This window comes from Enterococcus sp. AMC1252, assembly GCF_058216515.1.
This window is the reverse complement of sequence record NZ_CM177097.1, coordinates 579,698-600,956: the sequence shown is the minus strand read 5'-3', so window position 1 is coordinate 600,956 and position 21,259 is coordinate 579,698. Positions and strand designations below refer to the sequence as shown.

Genomic DNA, 21,259 nt, shown 5'->3' with positions numbered 1-21,259 from the left:
CGAAGCGGGCTCGTTTAACTCTGACAGGAAAATAGGAAAATCTAACTGAGGTGCTTTTTGCCTCATTTAGATTTTATCTTTTTCCCGAAGACCTTCAATCCTTAGAGCTTTAGCTCTTAGGAATTGTTGAGATCGAAGCACAGCGTAGTGCTAGCCCGCGTAGCTAGATAACTTACGGTAACAACGTTCCGCTATGCTACACCTTGTACTTTTCAACATCTTAATAACAGGAGAAAGCAACGTTCCTTTCAGTCACCTTGTACCAATTAATATCAACTCATAACTTCGTTGTATTTCTTGGCATGTTTCAAATCAAAAGCGAAGCGGGCTCGTTCAGCTCCGACTGGAAAATAGGAAAAATCGATTGTGGTGCTCTTTACCACAAACTATTTTTATCTTTTTCCTGAGGAGCTAGCCCGCATAGCTAGATAACACATGGTAACAACTTCCCGATTTGATGGAAAAAGGATAAGCTAAGTACCTGTTAGACTTCATCATACAACAGAAGTGTGACAACTGATTGTCAGCTTTTGTAAAGAAAATACATTTCTTCGATTTTCGCTTTGACTGCTTCTACTATGCTCGGTGGTTCAATAACTCGTACTTTATCTTGTAAACGTAAAATAAAGTCTATTGATTTTTTATGATTTATCAGTGGAAATACAATCGTTCCAGTAACCGAATCCTTTTCATGCTCCTGAAAAAATTCTGCACCTAGTTTATCGACCAAGTATAATTTATCTTTTTGCTCATAAGTTAAGACGATTTGCTGAACATCTGGCGATACCCTCGCTTCTAAATAATCAATTTCAGACTCTCTGGTTAGCTCTACAGGGTCTAGTGGTCTAGGTTCAAATCGCTCCTCTAGCAGCGTATATGTTTGAATCCTTGTCAGTTTAAATAGGCGAAATGCCTTTCTTTTTAAACAAAAACCATATAAATACCAATGTGAAGCTTTAAAAATAAGCTTATAAGGCTCTATTTTACGTTCAGAATAACCTTTCTTGGAATGGTATTGAATCACAACGATTTGCTGCGTTGCTATCGCTTGTCGTAAATCATCCACTTTATTTTTCCCTTCGTTTGGTTTATACCAAGAAGATAAATCGATCAACAAATCACTTTGCGGTTGCTGTACCTTCGTATTCGGAGCAATTTTTGCCAACAATGGGCCGATTTCAGAGGAAGTTGAAATACTTTGAATGGCCGAAAGACCTGTCATGATCGTCGAAATATCCTCAGTTGAGAAAACATGTTTACTCACTTTGTAGCCAGCGATGATACCATAGCCACCTTGAATCCCTGAATAAGAAATAATCGGAATCCCCGCTAAATTCAAGGTTTCGATATCACGATAAATGGTTCGTTTAGATACTTCCAGCCGTTCCGCCAACCCTTTGGCGGTCATTCGGTCATTTTCCGTCAATAAATTTACCAGACTGAGTAAACGATCTATTTTCATATTTTCTCCTTTTTCACTGTATCTATACAGATAAAAAAAGAATCCACTTGCTAAATGCTCATCGATTCCTTCTTTCTTGATTTTTATATCCTCATTATACTTCGTAATTGGTTACCGTACAAATCGTACCAAAATTGAAATTTGTCTACGTGGCTTTACAAAATAATATTATCCTTCAAAATCTCCAGTTCCGTAATCACAATCTTCCGCTCTTGAATCTTAATCGCTCCTAAATCTTTCAACTGCTGCATCATTCGATTAACGCTACTAGCAGAAGTGATCCCACAAAAATGAGCAATCTCTTCATTTGTTACCACAAAATCAATCAATAATCCGTCATCTATTTGTACACCAAATGTATCATACAACTCATAAATCTGAGTACAAACTGCGCCAAATTTTCCATTCATCAACATCTGCTGCATTTTTTTCATCGAATACATCAAACGCACACGATAATAATCTTTCACATACATCTGTAGCTTTTTACTTTGATTGATATCTTTCCAAAACTGAACGCGATCGATTTGATACAACTCTGCCTGCTCTGATTCGATTCGAATGTTAAACGGCGCATCAATAAACTGAGAATATTCATCCCTCAAAAGTGAAACGATTTCCAAGCTATTGATATACCTAAGATTGAATTCTCGCCCATCTGGCGAAATAACACTGGTTTTGATAATACCGCTTTTTAAAATATAGGCATAACGGTCTTGTAACCCTTCATAAGTAAGGTACGTTCTCTTTTTCTTCACTACGACTGGAAACGAATGATCGTCTAAGTATTCTTGTAACACGTGGCTATCCATTTAGTAACTCCTCACCGTTTATATGAAAATTTTCTGTAAAAGCTATTCTTATTTAAGATGATAACACATCCCAAAGCAACAACAAATGTATATGACTTTTGTTGTGTTTTTTTGTTAATAACTTTTTGAAAAAACAAATCAGCATTTTTTTTAATGATTTTTTTCGTATAGTAGCTATACAAATAGTTTTCAGAAAAAAATTGTAATTTGCAATTTAACATTACCCTAACAAGAAAGAAGGAACATTCAACAATGACGGAACATTCAGAAGAAAAATTATTCAATAAAGGGTTTATCAGCATTACGTTGATCAACTTTGTGGTCTATCTTGTTTATTACTTATTGATGGTGATCATCGCAGTAATTGCGCAAGATACCCTTCATGCTTCATTAAGTCAAGCCGGTCTTGCCTCAGGAATTTATATTATCGGCACCTTATTTGCTCGGCTATTTATGGGAAAAATGTTGGAGTTACTTGGTAGAAAAGCGGTCTTACGCTATGGCGCTTTGTTTTATCTCGTCACAACGATTGCTTATCTCTATATTCCAAGTATCAGTATTCTTTATTTTGTTCGTTTACTCAATGGCTTTGGTTATGGAACAGTGTCGACTGCGACAAATGCGATCGTGACGGCCTATATTCCTAAATCAAAACATGGTGAAGGAATCAATTATTATGGACTAAGCACTAGTTTAGCTGCCGCAATCGGTCCATTTATTGGGATGGTTTTGTTAAATACAACGAGTTTTTATTTTATTATTTTGTTTTCAATCGTGCTTATTTTCCTGACAACGATTGCTTGTTTTATCTTCCCTGTAAAAAATATTCAATTAAGTGTAGCTCATAAAGCCAGTTTGTCACGCTGGACATTTGATAGTTTTATTGAAAAAAAAGTGCTATTTATTTCTTTTATTGCCTTTTTAATGGGGCTTTCTTATTCAAGTGTCCTTTCATTCCTTTCCTCTTACGCCAAAGTGATCGATCTAGTCAGTGCTAGCTCCTTTTTCTTTGTGGTCTATGCGTTGGTGATCACCGCCACTCGTCCAATGTCTGGCAGAATCTTTGATGCGCGTGGTGAAAATGCGGTGATGTATCCTAGTTTTATCTTTCTAACGGCTGGATTACTCTTGTTGAGCGTGACCACAAGTGGTTGGATGTTACTTGTTTCAGGTGGATTGATTGGTTTGGGTTATGGTACGTTTATGTCTAACGGCCAAGCAATTTGTTTAAAAGCTAGTCCCACTAGTCATCGAATCGGCATTGCGTTGTCCACTTACTTCATCGGTTTAGATCTTGGTTTAGGTGTTGGTCCTTATGTTTTAGGTGAACTACGAAGTTTTCTTTCTTTCCAAGGATTATACTTCGTTGCCGGTCTAATTCCGATAGTTTGCACGATTCTTTATGCCTTATTTTACCAATCAAAGGTCTCTACTTACGAAAATAAACTAAAAGAACAATAATACCAAATCTAAATAGGAGTGACAGGATGAATAATACAGATGAACATATACTTGAAATTTTACAACAAACTTTAACTAAAATAGATGAACTAAATACTCGCCTAGGTCATATTGAAAAAGACTTGGTATTGATTGACAAATACCAAGCCAATACTAGCCACTACGCAAGATCAATTGAATCAGCGATCGATAATAACAATATCATGGGTTAAAAACAATTGGAAAATAGGAATTTGATCTTCAAATTTGCTATTTTCTAATTGTTTTTTTTATTTTTTTGCTGTATATTTCAATTGATTACGTTTCACCTTGGGAGGTTAGAACGTTATGAAAAGTTTTTTTATGAAAAAAAGTGATGAGCAAAAATTTGATATTTTCAAATTAATTCTGTTTAGTAAAAATGGCCTCTCCGTCAATATGATTGCAGAAAAATCAAACTTGTCATTAAATCTGATTTACCGAAAGATCAAAGCACTTCGTGATGATTTGAAAGAAATTTTTCCTCATGAAGAAGTTTCTCTAATCAAAAATGATATTTTTTTTACTGCTCAGATAGGTAATCCTATCAATATAAGTTTCGTGATTGATTCCTTGAGACTCTACTATATACAGCATTCTCATGAATATTTGATATTCCATTCTGTATCTTTGAAATATTACGATAGTGTGGAATCACTCTCTCAAAAGATTAACTTAAGCGTTGCTCAAACCTATAAAAGTCTAAATGCTATTAATAGAGCTTTAGGCTATTTTCAACTTAAACTTAGTTTTTCAAGAGAAAAATCACAATCTAATTTCCATGGTTCAGAAATAAACATTCGATTGTTTCTTTTTTACTATTATTGGTCTGTTTTCAAAGGACTCGTTTGGCCCTTTAGAAAATCTTTAGAAAATCTAAAAAATATTAATATCGCTATAGATGATCTGTCAGGATCACAAAAAACCCGTTTAAACTATTATCAAACGTTAACGATATGGAGAGTCATATATCGGAATAAGCTAGTCGTTATTGAACCAGATTTTTTAGCTGTTATTCAGTTGCTTAATACAGTTCACCCAATTAAATTTGCACTTGATTTAAATCTTTCTGAAGAAGCACTTGTTCATGAGGAAAGCTATTTTGCCTACTTATGTCGAATTTTTATTTTTGATGTGGACACTATCAGTCAGAAAATAGAAACAGCAGAAGCCTTTATTCAATCAGACTTACCGATTTCTAAAAGTTGTACATTTATTTTAGATGGGCTTTATGCTGCCTATAATATTGACCCTAAACGTGAGGATTATCTTTTCTCATATCACTCAATTCTTCTTGCCCTAATCTCAATCACCTATATAAAAATAGATAATAGTGAACTGTTTGAAAATGATCAAAATCTTTCTAATTTAGGTACTGACTTTGCTGATTTTCCTCAAATGGAAGCCGAACTTTCAGAACTGGCAGAGAAATTATTTTCTGAAGCACCTTATCTAGATAATTTGACATCAAAAGGTTTTTTCACCTACATGGTTTTTTTATTTTATTTCATTCTAGATTGTTCTAAGAAATCGCAGCAGTTAAAGGTTTTTGTCCAATATTCAAAAAATCATGTTACTACTGAAGAAATAAAAAAGAGTCTAGCAGGTTTTTTCAATAACGACGTCATTGTATTTGTTTCCAACCTTAAGCAGTCAGATATCTTAATATCTGACTGCTATGAACAAGATTATCCCAGTGATAATTTTTTTTATTTTGATAATCCTTTAGATACAACAGAATGGCAAGCACTGATTAGTTACGTCAGTACTAAATTATATTCTACTATTTTCTATAAACAACTCTAATTTGATTTTTTATTATCAAAAAAAAACAATCAGTGAGGAGTCCCCGCTGATTGTTTAGTTTTAAAATGCTGGTGTCAATGTTTCACTATATTTTGTTTCTAACAACTCACGAACTTTGTCGCTAGTCATAGCTTTTTTTAATGCTTTGATTTTATCGGACTCCTTATTATCTTCTCTGGCAACCAAACTGATAGCAAAACGATCATCTACTTTCTTCTCCAATAAAATCGCATCTTTTGGTGTTAATCCAATTTTAGCAATATACGTTGGATAGTTGTAGATCATTGCAATATCTTTTTCGTTATACGCTTCTGCTAAGTTTAATAAATCAACAGATACCCACTCAAACTTTTTAGGATTTTCAATCACATCTTTGATTGTTCCATTAAAGCCCACACCTTCTTTTAATTTGATTAAACCAGCATCATCTAAAATTGCAAGGGCACGTCCCTCATTAGAAATATCACTTGGTAATGCAATTTTCACACCATCTGGGAGGTCTTCGATATCTTTGTAGTCTTTTGAATAAAAACCAACTTTAGCATTGTAAATTTTTTGTACAACCACTAAATTACCATCTTTTTCTTCATTGAATTTTTGCATAAATGGTTCATGTTGAGCAAAGTTCGCATCAATTTCTTTAGCATTTAAAAGTTCATTATATTGAATATTATCATTAACTTGAACCAGCTCTACTTTATACCCATCTTCAATATTTTTACCTGCCAACTCTACTACTTCAACAGTTGATGGTATATGAGAAGCAACTTTGATTACTTTGTCTTCTTGCTTCTCTGCATCCGTTTGCTTTTTCTGTCCACCGCATCCTGCAACCACTAGACCTGCTACTACTAACATGCTAATCAATAATTTTTTTTTCATAATTTTGCTCCTAACTACTATTTTTTATTTATCTTTTTAGATAACCAACTACCACTAAACTGAATAAAACTTACGAATATAATCATAAGAACGATGGCTGTATACATTACCACATATTCATAACGCTGATAGCCATAACGCAGTGCAAAGTCACCTATCCCACCGCCACCAACTACACCCATAACCGTTGAATAAGAAACCATACTGATTATAACTGAGGTTAATGACAACACTAAGCCCGCACGTGCTTCAACATAAAGAAAACGAGTGATCAGCTGAATCTTTGTTGTCCCAAGAGATTGAGCCAGCTCTAAAATATCATTTGGTATTTCTAAAAGTACCTGTTCCACAAGTCTGGCATATATAGCCACTGCTACAAAGCTTAAAGGTAACGAAGCAGCGTAAGTCCCAAAAGCAGTCCCTAATACTAATCGAGTAAATGGAATCATGGCTACAACCAATAAAAGAAAAGGGAAGGAACGCACAATATTAATGTAGCCATTTGCCAATATTCCTATCCACCGATTGGACTTAGTTGGCATTTTTTTTGTTAAATAAACAAATGTTCCAAGTGGTAAACCTAGTACAACTGCTGCAATAATCGAAATCAAAATCATTATGCTACTTTCTGATAACGCTTTATTCAATTCCGGAAGGTAGTAACTAATTTTATTTATATACGATGTCATCATCCTAAATTCTCCCGTACTCTTTCATAATAAGAGCTAAACTGCGACGACTGTTGACTTTTTTGAATTGCTAGTATATCCAACACTTTCCCTTTTTCTAGAATCGCTGTTCGATTGCATAATTGTTTGATTAAATTTAGCTCATGGCTAACAATGACCATTGTTGTTCCAAACGTTTCATTGATTCTTCGCAACAATTCCAGAATATCGTATGCATTTTGACCATCTAAAGCAGATGTCGGTTCATCACAGAGTAAAATTTTTGGCTGTGTGATCAATGCTCTGGCAATCCCTACGCGCTGTTTTTCACCACCACTAAGCTGACTAGGGTAATACTGCCCTTTATTAGATAGGCGTACAAACTCCAGAACTTCTTGAACTTTTTTTTGATCGTATGCTTTATTCAACCGTAAAGGAAGTCCAATATTTTCATTCACAGTTTGGTTGTAGAGCAAATTGAATTGTTGAAAAATCATACCAATTTGCTTGCGCCTTTGCCGTTTTTGCCTCTCATTTAACTGCATCAAATCAACACCAGAGATTTTAACAGCTCCTTGGCTTGGTTTTTCTAATGTGTTGATCATTCGCAGTAACGTAGATTTACCAGAACCACTTTCGCCAATCACCCCAAATATTTCATGTTCTTGGATTTGAAAATCAACATTATCTAATGCCTTAACAACTGATCCATTATGATTGTAAAACTTCGAAACTTTATCAAATGTAATCATTTTAATTCCCCCAACTTAATCTACCAGCAACTGAACAAATTCAGCTGTAGAAACATTGCTAAAATAGTCACCTATTGTGGTGTCAGCTAGCACTTTCTTAATTGCGTCCTGTTTATATTTACATCCAATCAACAAATCTGTTATTTCCTTCGTGTCTTTTTGGCCAAAGTAATCGCCATAAATTCTGATAGCTGAAATTCTGCCTCTTTCTACAGAAATATTCGCCTCTATGAGTCCACCTTTAAATTTTTCTTCTCTTTTGATTGTATAATTAGGCTCCTCGCCAAATACCCAAGTCTCGTTTCCATAAATATCTGATACCAGTTGATCGATTGCTTGTTCATCTTCTTGGGTTAAACAATATTCTCTTGTTTTAATAGCCTCCATTGTTTCAGCTTCAAATAAATGTAATAATAAACGATCACGAAAATCTTCAGTAGAAATCCCTTGATATTCTTTATCCAAGTAAGGTTTTAGATTGGTCACTCGGCTTCTAACGGACTTCGTCCCCTTAGAGGCTAACTTTTTTTCAGAAACAGTTAGTACCCGACTGACTTTATCTAAGTCAACATCCAACATTAATGTTCCATGCGAATACATTTTTTTATTTTTCGTATACATGGCATTGCCAGAGAATTTTTTCCCATCAATGAGTAAATCGTTTCGACCACTAATCTCAGCACCTACAGCCCCCATCTCATGTAAAGCATCAATGATTGGCTGAGTAAATGACTTAAAATTACCAAACGACTCATGAGCAGCATCCACAACAAAACTAAAACTTAAATTACCTAAATCATCATAAACTGCACCGCCACCAGATAGCCTTCTAGTAATAGTGATTTGGTGTTCCTTGGCATAATTTAAATCAACCTCTGCACGTACATTTTGATTGCGGCCAACAATGACACATGGTTTTTGAATGTAAAATAATACCAGTGGCTCTTCAAATGATCGTTGATTCAACAAATATTGTTCTGTCGCTAAATTCCGACGAATATCGTGAGAGGGCATAATAACATAATACATTGTATTCCTCTTTTCTTATTATCTATGCTTGTAAGATTTTTCGTTTGTTCTATAAAAGTGCTTTCAATATAATATCCTGAAAATATCTGATAATTCCAACAATAGATTTAGTCTATCATTCTTAATTATAATATTACATATATTTGCTCAAAAAAGCTTTATATTATAAGAATAAATCATATTTTATATAACAGAATTTCCGATTTAGAACAGATTTTAGTACACAATAGAAGTAATCAACATACTCTAATGATATGTATAAACAAAAAAACAGCACGACAACCAGAAGTATCTCTGATTATTGTACTGTTCTCCAGTTTCAAGCTATTCAGCTGTTAAGTGAAAATCTCAGAATAATAAGCGAGATTCGTTTTTCACTATTTTTTTTCGACTAAGCGAATTTGAACAGCTTCCATACGTAATGACTTACCAGTTGTTCCAGCTGTTGCACCGTTTGAAACATATTTACTCCAGCCTTTGTCTTTAGAATGTGCTCGATATTCAACATCATATCTCTTCGCTAACTCGCCAGTTAGTCGGATTTGGATAGCTTCCATTTGCAAAGATCTGCCTGTCGTACCAGCTAAAGCTCCATTAGCTTTGTAACCTTGCCAGCCAATATTACGAACGTGAGCACGGTATTCAATACCACCTTCGATTTTCTTAGCTGATTCAGGCATATCCACATCTGATAAATTCAGTTTGACAGCTTCAAGAGCTAATTTTCTACCTGTTGTCCCAATAATTTCATTGATATCAACAGTTTTTTGCCAACCTATTTTGCTAACATGTCCTGTTCCTTTGATGTTTGGCGCTACTTTTTGAGCGTCATCTAGTTGTTTTTGTAGTTTAGCTTTTGTATCAGCATCGCGAATTTTTTCGATTGTTTTCGCAGCTTTATCAAAGTCTTTGGCTTTGATTTGCGCTTCTGCTAATTCAATCAAAGGTTTGTCGTGAACAAGATTGTCTGCTTTTACTAATGCTTCAACTTCTTTTTCAACAGCTGCTTTAGTTGTTAATTTAGAAATTTTTTCTTTAGCTGCTGTTTTTTCTTCGATTGATAGGTTTTCTAAAGCATCGATTTGTTTATTTGCAGTAGCCTTCGCTTCTGTCAATGCAATACTATCATTAAGTTTAGTTTGATATTTTTTCCGAGTGGCATCTGATTTTAATGTGTTGATTTCTTTTTGAGCCTCAACATACGACCCTGAAGCAATTAGTGAATCAATTTTATTTGTAATTTCTTTATCGTATATACGAATACCTTCTGCTTTTGCAGCTTCATAAACTTTTACAGCTTCAGCTTTATCTTTAGCAGCAGTAACTTCAGCTTTATAAGCATTTTTTTGTCCTAAAGACAAACCTGGTAGTTCATCAATCGCATTTTTAATAACATCTTTGTAGTTATCTGCTGCATTTGCTACTTGACGATCGCGAATCAGTTGTCCTATCTTCTCACCTAATGTAGTAACTTCGTCTACTGATTTGCAATCAAAAGTTTGCGAGATAAATTGTTTTTTCTCAGCATCTGTTAAATCTGAATAATCCTTGATTGCGCTAATAAGAGTATTTTTCGCTGTATCCAATAAAACTTTTTCGGCTTTAATCTTGTCATCAGCAGCTTTCGCTTTATTAAAGACATCGTCTACTGCAACTGTATCTTTAGCCAAGCTGATTTCTGCTTTATATCCATTTTTCACTTCTTTTGATAAAAACTCTAGAGCATCAATTGCTGCCTTTTTATCTTCTTTATATTTTTCAAAATCTTTTGCTGCTTCATTTGCTATAGCATTTCTTCCATCCAAATCTTTAGCTAGATTCAATGCTGCACTGATTTGTTCCACAGTAGTCGCTTTTTCAATATCTTTGAATGCTGCAGTCCTTTCAGTAACTGTTAAGTTCTCTAATTTATTGACAGCTTCTTTTGCTAATTCTTTTGCCACTGACAGTTCATCAGTTGCAGTAACTCCAGCTTGATAATCAGCGTAAATAGCTTCATTCATAATCTCTGTGATCTCAGCTGAATTTTCTGCATCATCAATCTGTCCTTGGTAAAGCTCTTTATCATCATCTGACAAGTTTACAAAGTCGTTGATTTTTGATTTTGCCGTTTCCTTTTCTTTATCTAATTGAGCGGCAGCATCACCACTTTTGGCCAAAGCTAACCAATTTGCTACATCAGCTAGGTTAGAAGCTGCGTTCACTTTTTCTATCATGGTATCTTTATTAAGTTTTGGTAAATTTTTCAAAGCATTGATTTCTTTAACTGCTTGTTCTTTAGCAACAGTTAATTCTGCTTCATTTTGCTCTTTCCATTCACGGGCAGCTGTTTGTGCTTCAACAACGATTTTTGCTATTTCTGTAGAATCTTTTGCTAATCTGATTGATTCAAGATAATTATTCTTGCGAACACCATCTAATTCTAATCCAGTAACCAAATTTTTAGCAGCAGTTCTAGCTGCTTCAGTATCTTTTTTCTCGATTTCCTTAGCTACGACAAGAGCTGTCCACTCAGCTTTAACTACTTCAAGCGCTTCTAGTGTCTTAGCAGCATCTGCGCTTGCAGTAAAGCTTTTCACCTCAGCATCTGTAATCAAGTCGTTGGCTTTCTTATCATTCAAGATGGTTGTTTTCAAAGTAGTTTTTGCTGTTTTTAATTGCGTCGCAAGATCACCATCAATAACATCTTGAATTTCTTTATCAATAACCTTTTCTAACGCAATTAATTTGTTCAAGGTTGTATCATTTGCTTCTGTTCCTTCTGCGTTAATCATAGCTATTAATTCAGCATATTTCGTTGAATCAATTGTTTGAATATCTTCTGCTTTTGTTTTTAACTCAGCAATTTTTTCAGTGATCTTTCCAGCTAAAAGAGTCGTATTTTCACTAGTTGCAGCAGCTACAATGCTGTCAATTGCCTCTTTAGTTTCAACAGCGTCAATTTGTTTAACATAGTCTTGCTTTTTAAGTTCTGAAAGTTGAGTCAAGGCATTTACCACTGCTTTTTGTTCTGTTCTGTATTGTGGAATGTTCGCTAGGGCAGTGTTTTCTGTTACTGCTTGTTCAACAATTTCATTTGCAGCAATCTTGATATCCGCTAATTTAGCATCATATGCTTCTTTAGCTGTCGCATAATCACTAGTAGCTAACTTGTTGTTATATACTGTTACTAACGTATCCAAGCCAAGTGCTGTAATACTGTTGATGTAAGTGGTTTTAGTAGTGTCAGATAAAAAGCTCAATGCATTGATTTTTTCAGCATACTCAGCTTTCTCATTTATAACGGACTGCTCTATGTCAGCTTTACGTGCATCTTTGAGAGCTGTATCGATACCAGCCTTGTCCGAAGCATCCTTAACAGCTTTAACATACTGAGCTTTAGCATCTGTAGTTAGTGAAACCAATATTAAAATATTATTTTCAGCTTCTGTTCTCAATGCATCTAATTCACTATCACTTACTTGTACTGTTCGAACATCTGATTCAGTCTCTGTCACTGCCAAAGCAGCTACAGGGCTAATTGCATTAAGTAATAATCCAAATACTACAGGGGCTACTACCCACTGTTTCTTTCTCTTATACATTTTGTAAATTTTCTTCGTGTTGCTTTCAGGACTCAAATCGTCTTTTCTGAAATTTTTGTTGCTCTTCATGAACCATTACCCCCATAATAATAATTTTTTGTTAAATACCAATTTGAATTAGTACTCACACAAAGTAAAATAATGGACACGACCCAAAAAATCCATATAATAAAGTACATAGCATATTAGATTAAGGCGTATCCGATTAGCTTCCCATTTCTTCTTTTTTGTAGGAACAAGAAATGGCTTTTTTGTTATTGATTCTATGCGTTTAACATTTTGATTGACGGCTTGGCTGACGGCGGAAATCCAGTGTTAATAGTAAAAAATTGAAATAAAAAAACCATTTGAGCTTTTCAAATGGTTTCAAACTAGTTATTATTTTGTTTTTTTTAGAATAAGTAATTAAATAGTAGAAATTTTTTCAATTGCTTGTCTTTCATCTTCCATAAATGAATTTGTGTAAACATCTAAAGTCATCTTAGTTGAGGTATGACCTAGCATTGAACTTATTGTAGCAATATTCACACCTAATTCTAAGCATCGTGTTGCAAACGTATGTCTCAATGCATGAAAAGGCAATTGTGCTATTTGAAGTTGTTCCAGAAGTTTTTTAAATCGATACGTAATCGTTCGTGGTTCAGTGCAAGAATCAGCGATTCCAACAACATATAAACTTTTAGAAGTTTGCTTGATTTTAATTAAGTAGGCTTCAAGCTGGTTTGATAATGGTAAAGTTCTCTCTGATTGGAAAGTCTTTGGTGTTCCTTCGACCAAAGCTGTTTTACCTCTGTCCACTTGTAATCGTTGCAGAGTTCTCTGAATATGAATTGTTTTTTCAGTAAAATCTATGTCACCCCATTGTAAGGCACTAATTTCACCGATACGCATCCCAGTTTCTAAAGCTAGAACAATGGGTAAATACTTTTCATCTGCAACAGCAGCTTCCTTAATTTTTTTTTGCTGATCCACAGAAAAAGCCCGTACTCTCTGTTTTTCTAATTTTGGTAAATCAATATTTAATGCTGGATTTTTTTTCAATAAATTCTGGCGAACAGCTTGAGCTAAGCCATTTTTCAAAACACGATAAACAGCATGGACCGAGCTCGGTGATAGTGCTAGGCTTAACTGTAAAATCCATTGATCGATATCTGCTGGTAATAATTCAACCAATCGAATCTCACCAATCCCTGGCAAAATATGCAATTGAACTTTACTTTTATAACTATTATAGGTGCTTAGTTTAACTTTTGTTTTAACAATTGTATCTAGCCAAACTTCAAACCACTCAGTCAGTGTTCCTACATAAGTTGATTGAAAATCTGGATCCCTAAGTGAATCGGCTTTTAACAACATTAACTTATGTTTCACTTCTAAATATTTCCTAGAATAAATGTAACCATAACGAATTTTCCCATCCATTTTTCGTTCCTTTATATAACGACCTTCCCAGCGGCCATCTTTTCTCTTATATATGTTTTCTCCTCTTTTTGCCATGATAAAATCCCTCTCTCATTTTTTGATTTGTGACGGCGTATTTGACGGCGTTGAAATTAAAGTACTGAATCGTTGTTTTCTCAGTGTTTTATTCAACTAAATATACGCATTCCCAATTTTTAGGGGAGAATTTTTCATTCATAAAATACCAAATTAGCTCTACATTTTTTTTATAAAACGTTTTTATGCCCGCAACAGAATATCATTATGAACGTTTTTTAATAACACAAGAGATTAGGACTTTTTTTTATAAAACCAATTACACCAATACCTATTGACATTGAACATACTTAAATAGTACAATACTAGGTGTTGAGTGAATAAGACTGTTTATAAAACCAACATTTTTTATTCATCAAAATTTCATTTTCTCATTTCTTGTTCCTACAAAGAACAAGAAAAAATATCATTAACTTTTACCTCTAAACTAGACATGATTGTATCTAGTTACAACATGTTTTTTATCCTTCTCTCCAATGCATTTATACTCTTTCATTACTAACTCCCCATACCATATAGTGTCAACCTTGTAACTTCCCTTTTTTTACTATCTTGTAACCAATGTTTCTTTATTTTCTCCTATTTTTTTCATTTAAGTCCCCTTTAGTATTCTTTTTTTTTGGTTGCGCATTCATAAGTCTGTAAAAAATATGTCCATCTTCAGAAGTTTATGATGACGCACGTTATTATTTACAATGGTACAGTACATAAGCTAAAGTTTCCAATCAATTTTTTCTTTTTAATCTTTTCTTTCCCTCTAAAAAAAAATAATTCCATAAATAATTTTTTTTTATATTTTGATCATTAACACTCATTTTCCATTCCGATTTTTTCAAAAAAAAAACATCCCCGTCTATCTTCCAGGAATGTTTTTCTTTTTTTTTAATTTCTTATAATCAGATTTTTTTCTTACACTATTTCCCAATAATGTTTCTTCAGTAAGTTAGAGTTCATTTACTTTTTTCCTAATAGCAGAAAGAATTTGCTGAACATTATTTCTAATAAAGAAATGATCTCCTTCAAAAACAATTTGTTGACAATTGGAACCTATAATATCTCTCCAATCCTCCAGCTCACTCTTTTTCTCCTGTGTTCCATTAAGAATAAGCACAGGACATGCTATTCTTGATTTTTTCGGGTTAACACTGAACTGATTTAGTAATGCTAAGTCTTCCCTTAAATAATCTGTCACCAGCTCCAAAAGCTCAACTTCTTCAATTACTTCTTTGGGAATTCCACCTAACTTAAAGAAGAATTGATTGAACTTTTTAGTCGGGGCAGATAAAATTGATTCGTAATTCTTTGAGCGAAATGCCTCACTTCCAGAAAATATTAAAAGTTTCGGCTGTTTGATCGTCATATTTTCAAGCTTCCTATAGATATCCATGGCAACTCTAGCTCCCATGCTATGACCAAATAAAATATACTCTTTGGTAAAATCCACACATTCTAGCATTTGCTTCAATGTCTTATCAATCAACATCCGCCAAGATTGCGGTCTATCTGCAAAACTTCTTCGACCTCGACCGTCATATTCGATCTGAATAATTTCAAATTGCTCATCATTCAGCTCTAGCCATTCTTTATAAGGATTTACGATACTTCCAGCATAAGGAAACATAACTAATTGAATCATTTTTTCTCCTATCTCCATTCTATCGTAATTCTAGCTCCAACTGGTCACAAGCACTTTGTAGTAAAGTCCCAAGTTGATTTTTTAGGTTTATGTTTTCCGGGTAAATGAATACTAATTGGTCTAAACATTTGTTGATAACGATCTCGAACCCATCAACATGCTCCATCATCTCTACTTGTTTTTTTGCAGTTTCCAAAGTTTCGTTTGTTAATTCAAAAATCATTTGATTATTGATTGAGTATGTCTCTTTATTTGTATAGTCGCTATCAATTTTACTCAATTCATCAACCAAGCTAATCTGTGTGTCTAATTTTATTTGCTGTAATTGCCTCATTTGCTCTGTCATATTATCAGTCGACTGGTTGAGTAAAACTGGCCACAAATCAATATATGGCCCAATTGCTTGTGCAAATTCAGTAGGCAAATATTTTCTGTTTTCCTGCACAACATAAACAGGAATTATTTGAGAGTAGCTTATCCCATGATTTTTACGGATAATAATTTGGGCTAAGTACATAATAAGTGCCCAATGATTTTTAGCATAATATTTTTTTGTCTTTTCCCCTAAAGATAATGTAGATAAACAAATAGAAAATTCTTGCTTATTTTTTTGCTCAGCATGAATAAGCTCTTTATTTTTCTTGAATACCAAAAGATGATCCTGTAACTCTTTCAGATCTTTCTTCTTGTCAAAATTAGGTTTAGGTTCAAGATAACGAATATCGATTTTAGATTTTTTGACAGGTTTCATGATACATTCTTTGATTCGATCATAAAATACTGTATCACTATATTTGTCCCAGATAGCGTGAGAAATCAGTAGGTGTAAAACCGCTACTTCTTCATTTGCTTGGGTAATCAACATATGATAAAGTGTATTTGTTTTTTTATTTTTAAATGCGGATGTCATTTTATCTTTAACTCTTTGTTGAAAAATGACCTTCTCTTCCTCTGACTTGGCACTTAAATCAATAATTGGGATAGTAAATGTCTCCTCAAATGGATGCTCGTATAAAATATACTGCTCTTCCTCATAGCCATAACTTGTCCGCAACAAAGGTTGCTCGTAAACTACTTGTTTGATAGCCTCAATTATTCTTTCAGCATCTGACGTTGGCAACTCAAACGGTGCATAAACCATCGTAGCATCTAAAGTGTCTAGAAACATTCTTTGCATTGCTGAAGGCTGAATCTTCTGCTTGATTGGTGAATTTTCCCAGCTGATTGGAACAAATAGCTCAGCTTCGTTTACAGCATGGTGCTGCTCGCTTTGTAAAAATTCTAAAATTTCATCAATTTCTTTTAAAAATTGCTCAGTTATGTTTTGAATAAATTCCTTTGAAAAAAGGCAATTGTCATAGACGATATTACTATTTAAATTTTTGTCTACAATTACTAAATTAACTGCAATCGGCGTTCCAAATTGATTATTAGGGCTAACTTCATTTCCTTGCGGCGCAGGGCTCATCATGAACAAATGGTCTTCTTGCTGTGACTCATTAAACTCTCCTGAATAATTGAACGTGACCATAGGCTCAGTTTTAGAAATTTCCGGCAGCACTGATTTAGCAAGCCCATAGCCGATGCCATTTTTAGGAATTGCTTTTAACGAACGGCTGACTTCAAAAATATCATCTTCCATACTATTGTTTCCTACTGAAAAAGCAACTGGATAGGTGACCGTAAACCAGCCAACTGTACGATCAATCTCCGTATCATCCGTTAATTGTTCCCTTCCATGTCCTTCCATAAGTAAAGAAACCGCTGAATTTCCAGTCACTTTTGCTATCGCTCTAGTTAGAGCTGTAATCAAAATTTCATTAATATAGAAGTGACTGAACCGATTTTTCTGCGTTAAAAGCTGCGCTGTTTTTTCCACCCCTAATTGTGTAGATAAGATGTTCACTTGTTTGGTTTGCTCTGTATCTGAGTAATTTTTTAGTTGACTCTTTTCAACAATCTCTGCCGTTTCTTGCCAAAATGATAGTTCATTAGCTAGCTCTTCACTCTTGCTATAATCAGCTAATTCTTGACTCCATTTTTGATAAGACATTGTTTTTAAAGGTAATTTTATTTTCCGATCAGCCACGAGGTTGCTATAGGCTATTTCAAGATCTTCTATAATGATCTTCCAAGAAATCGTATCAACAACTAAATGATGGGCAATCAGCAATAAGAAACTGCGATCCTTAAATTGATAAATAACTGCTTTAAAGACTCTACCGTCTGCTATTGAAAGATCCGCTTGAGCTGTATTGCTTAACTTTTGCATTGATTGATAGATTTCTGTTGTTTGATCAAACCAATTGATTGCCCGACTTTCTTGTTCAAAATTATAATGAGTTACTTTAAACGATGATACGGTCTCTATAGGCTGTATTGACTGCCCTTCATCATAAATAGCTCGTAACATATCATGATGGATCATGATTGCCTTTAAGGCCTCTGTCATTTTTTCTTCATTCAATTGCTCTGTCGAAAATTCAAGCATGATAGATTGATTAAAGTGATTTGGTTCAGTTAATTGCTCATCAAGAAATTTTTGTTGGATTGGTGTAAACAGAACTTCCCCCGTCACTTCACTCTGATCAAGATTCATTTTTTTATTTTGTTTAAGGTTCTTACTCAAATCCTTGATCGTTCGATGTTGGAGAATGTCATTGATTGTTAACGAGTACCCTTGTTCTTTCAGTTTTGATACAATCCGGATAGCCTTGATCGAATCTCCGCCTAAATCATAGAAATCTTCATTTATTCCTATCTCACCTTGATTGAGAATTTCTTTAAAAATCGTTAAAATATTGGTTTGTAATTGTGTTTTAGGTTGTTCCTTTTCTTCTTTATTCAAATCAATTTGATGTTCTGGTAATTGATCAACAGCTAATTTTCCATTTTTGGTAGTTGGCAACGACTCTAAGAGAATAATAGCTTTTGGAATCATATATTCAGGCAATTGTGTTCTCAATTGTTCTTTGATTTGTTTTCCCGAAATGTCCTTTGAAGTACCTACATAGGCAATAAGTTGTTTTTCTGATGAAGTTTCACTTTCAACTACGATTACAGCCGCTTCTTTAATTTCAGAAATATCTAATAAATGAGCTTCAATTTCTTTGAGCTCTATTCTAAATCCGCGGATTTTTACTTGTTGATCGATCCGGCCCAGAAATTCAACCTGTCCCTCTTCATCCCATCGAACTAGATCCCCAGTTTTATATAGTTTTTCTTTAGGTTTGAATGGACTTATTATGAATTTTTCATTTGTTAATTCATCCTTACCTAAATAGCCTCTTGCAAGTCCTTCACCGCCTAAATATAATTCTCCTGGCATTCCGATTCCACAAAGTGATTCGTCGGAAAAAATCAAAGCCTCTGTATAATTGATTGGCTTACCAATTGGAATCGACTGCATGAACGGCTTCTTAATTTCATAAGTTAAAGCAAAAGTTGTACATTCAGTCGGACCATAGCCATTGATCAAATGAGTCTGTTGATTGGCTTGTTTAAATTTAGACACATGATAGCTTGATAGTTTTTCGCCACCGATCAACAGATAGTTTAGTGATGAAAAAATTTGCTCATTTAAGGACACCAATTGATTAAATAAAGAGGATGTCAACCACATTACATTGATCTGACTAGTCTCGATTATTTCTTCTAATTTATCTGGATCAACTAAATTCTCAATTTCAGATAAATGTAATGTTCCACCATTTAATAATGCACCCCAAATTTCAAAAGTGCTTGCATCAAAAGTTAACGAACCTGTTTGAAGAATATTCGGCTGATCCAGTTGAACATAATTTGGCTCTTTAACTAAGCGGATAATACTTTTATGCTCGATCATTGTCCCTTTAGGTTCACCTGTTGTACCAGACGTGTAAATGACATACGCTAATGAATGTTTGGAAAGTCGAACAGGCTGATAGCTCGTCGTTAAATCTAGTCTGTTCAAATCAGCAGATGTTAACTGAGCTATTGCGAAATCATCGTCATTTTGATCTGAAGTAAAATCAATCAATAATCCTGCTTGACTTTTTTCCACGATTTCTTGATTTCTCTTTTTGGGACTTTTAGGATCTAGTGGTAGATACGCGCAACCCGCTTTTAAAATCCCTAAATATGCCGTAATTGTTTGAATTTCTCTAACAGCAAGAATCGCAACAATCTCTGATTCAGCCTTTTGGGACTGGATCAATGAAGCAATTTTTGTGGATTCATGATCTAATTCAGCATAAGTTAGTTTTTGGTCTACTCCTGCAATAGCAATACTTGTCGGATATTTTTTTACTTGCTCTTTGAAATGAGCGATGACCGTGGCATCTTCGGGTAATTCAGACTCTGATCGATTAAATTGAGTTATGATTTTTTCAACTTCTTCTTGTTCCAAACAAGAGAACTCTCGAATTGGTTTGGTTACATCTGTTAAAATAGCACCCATCAATGTTACAAAATGCTGCTGCATTCGTTCAACTGTTGTTTTTTTCAATAAATTAACATCGTATTCCCAAACTAATTCAACTTGATTTTCTGCTATACCCAAATTAAATGTCAAATCAAATTTTGCCACATGAGACTCTCTTGGCACTTCATTTAATTGACTATCTCCTAATTTAACATCCAATTGTCCATTACTTTGATAGTTAAATAAAATATCAAAAATAGGATTTTTATTTTCGCAAACGGGAGCATTCAAATCCTCAACAATCTCATCAAGTGGATAGTCTTGGTGGTCAAAAATACGCATTAATTTATGTTTTACACGATCTAAATACGTAACAAAATTTTCGTTTGATTGTATCGTGTCATTGATTGGAACTGTGTTAACAAACATTCCTAGTAGATTTTGAATGTCCGGATGATCCCGTCCTGACATCGTCGTTCCGATAACGACCTCTTCACTGCCCGAATATTTTGATAAAAAGATCATAAAACAGGCAATAAAAATCATGTAATTTGTTGCACTCGTTTGTTCAGTCAATTGATTCAACAGTTCAATCTGTTCTGAAGATAAACAAGTACTAACTGTATCACCACAATATTCTCTCTCTTTAGGACGAGGATAATCATAAAATAATTCAAATTCTGGTAAACCATCTGAAAATTCATCCAGCCAAAATTGTTTACTGGACTGCTTATCCTTTTTTCTATGCCAAGCACTGTAATCTTTATATTGCAATTTTACAGGTGGTAGTTGTTTATCATTATATAATTGGCTCAATTCTTCTAAAAAAATACCCATTGAACCACCATCCATAATAATATGGTGGGCATCAAATAGTAGATAGCGTTCACCCGTTACGAGTGTGCAGTAGCACACTCGTAACAAAGGCAACACATCTATGGTAAAGGGTCTAACAAACTCATCCATGATCACAGATAACGGTTTGACTGAATCAGTTATCATTTCTATTGAAAACTCATACTCTTCTTCTACAATCTGTCCGAATTTACCATCAATCATTTCAAAATAAGTCCTTAATACTTGATGTCTTTCAATCAGTTCATTAAGTGAACAAGTCAGTTTATCTAAATCTATCGGTTGAGATAATTGAAAAGCAATCGGGATATTATACGTGATACTTTCACCTTGTACTTGCTCAATCGTGTAAATTCTTTTTTGAGCAGAACTCATTAAATATTTTTTACTCACCT

Annotated in this window: 13 protein-coding genes; 3 read left to right on the top strand and 10 right to left on the bottom strand. The window is 34.2% G+C overall.

Going from position 1 to position 21,259, the window contains the following annotated elements; all coding sequences use genetic code 11:
* Positions 1-523: 523 nt before the first annotated feature.
* Together AC4BB5_RS02700 and AC4BB5_RS02695 are read right to left on the bottom strand one after the other, a co-directional pair.
* Positions 524-1,462: a helix-turn-helix transcriptional regulator gene (locus AC4BB5_RS02700; RefSeq protein WP_490457886.1), complete on the bottom strand. Its 939-nt coding sequence runs from the start codon at positions 1,460-1,462 to the stop codon at positions 524-526.
* Positions 1,463-1,617: 155 nt separating this feature from the next.
* On the bottom strand, positions 1,618-2,274 hold the full coding sequence (locus AC4BB5_RS02695; protein WP_490457885.1) for a Crp/Fnr family transcriptional regulator: 657 nt from the start codon (positions 2,272-2,274) through the stop codon (positions 1,618-1,620).
* Between the two features lie 252 nt (positions 2,275-2,526).
* Here AC4BB5_RS02695 and AC4BB5_RS02690 point away from each other — a divergent pair, with 252 nt between their 5' ends.
* The 3 genes from AC4BB5_RS02690 (at position 2,527) to AC4BB5_RS02680 (ending at position 5,559) form a co-directional block, all read left to right on the top strand.
* Positions 2,527-3,735 (top strand): MFS transporter, encoded by a 1,209-nt coding sequence (locus AC4BB5_RS02690; RefSeq protein WP_490457884.1) that lies wholly within the window; start codon positions 2,527-2,529, stop codon positions 3,733-3,735.
* Positions 3,736-3,761: 26 nt separating this feature from the next.
* A complete protein-coding gene (locus AC4BB5_RS02685; protein WP_490457883.1) occupies positions 3,762-3,947 on the top strand; it encodes a hypothetical protein in 186 nt (61 codons plus the stop codon).
* Positions 3,948-4,062: 115 nt separating this feature from the next.
* Entirely contained in the window at positions 4,063-5,559 is a 1,497-nt protein-coding gene (locus AC4BB5_RS02680) for a helix-turn-helix domain-containing protein (RefSeq protein WP_490457882.1), read from the top strand.
* A 60-nt stretch (positions 5,560-5,619) separates the two neighbouring features.
* Here the strand turns inward: AC4BB5_RS02680 and AC4BB5_RS02675 are convergent, their stop codons facing one another.
* The 8 genes from AC4BB5_RS02675 to AC4BB5_RS02640 all read right to left on the bottom strand — a co-directional run bounded on the left by AC4BB5_RS02675 (position 5,620) and on the right by AC4BB5_RS02640 (position 21,257).
* A complete protein-coding gene (locus AC4BB5_RS02675; protein ID WP_490457881.1) occupies positions 5,620-6,441 on the bottom strand; it encodes a MetQ/NlpA family ABC transporter substrate-binding protein in 822 nt (273 codons plus the stop codon).
* Positions 6,442-6,458: 17 nt separating this feature from the next.
* Positions 6,459-7,133, bottom strand: a complete 675-nt coding sequence (locus AC4BB5_RS02670) for a methionine ABC transporter permease (protein ID WP_490457880.1) — start codon at positions 7,131-7,133, stop codon at positions 6,459-6,461.
* Positions 7,130-7,861, bottom strand: coding sequence for a methionine ABC transporter ATP-binding protein (locus tag AC4BB5_RS02665; RefSeq protein ID WP_490457879.1), 732 nt, complete (start codon positions 7,859-7,861; stop codon positions 7,130-7,132). The genes AC4BB5_RS02670 and AC4BB5_RS02665 overlap by 4 nt, the downstream gene beginning before the upstream one ends.
* 15 nt (positions 7,862-7,876) lie before the next feature.
* Positions 7,877-8,890: a lipoate--protein ligase gene (lplA, locus tag AC4BB5_RS02660; RefSeq protein WP_490457878.1), complete on the bottom strand. Its 1,014-nt coding sequence runs from the start codon at positions 8,888-8,890 to the stop codon at positions 7,877-7,879.
* Positions 8,891-9,267: 377 nt separating this feature from the next.
* Positions 9,268-12,543 (bottom strand): KxYKxGKxW signal peptide domain-containing protein, encoded by a 3,276-nt coding sequence (locus AC4BB5_RS02655; protein WP_490457877.1) that lies wholly within the window; start codon positions 12,541-12,543, stop codon positions 9,268-9,270.
* A 336-nt stretch (positions 12,544-12,879) separates the two neighbouring features.
* The gene (locus tag AC4BB5_RS02650; protein WP_490457876.1) at positions 12,880-13,971 is read right to left on the bottom strand and encodes a tyrosine-type recombinase/integrase; all 1,092 of its coding nucleotides are present in this window, start codon (positions 13,969-13,971) and stop codon (positions 12,880-12,882) included.
* Positions 13,972-14,914: 943 nt separating this feature from the next.
* The gene (locus AC4BB5_RS02645; protein ID WP_490457875.1) at positions 14,915-15,607 is read right to left on the bottom strand and encodes a thioesterase II family protein; all 693 of its coding nucleotides are present in this window, start codon (positions 15,605-15,607) and stop codon (positions 14,915-14,917) included.
* 19 nt (positions 15,608-15,626) lie between these two features.
* Entirely contained in the window at positions 15,627-21,257 is a 5,631-nt protein-coding gene (locus tag AC4BB5_RS02640; protein ID WP_490457874.1) for an amino acid adenylation domain-containing protein, read from the bottom strand.
* Positions 21,258-21,259 lie beyond the last annotated feature (2 nt).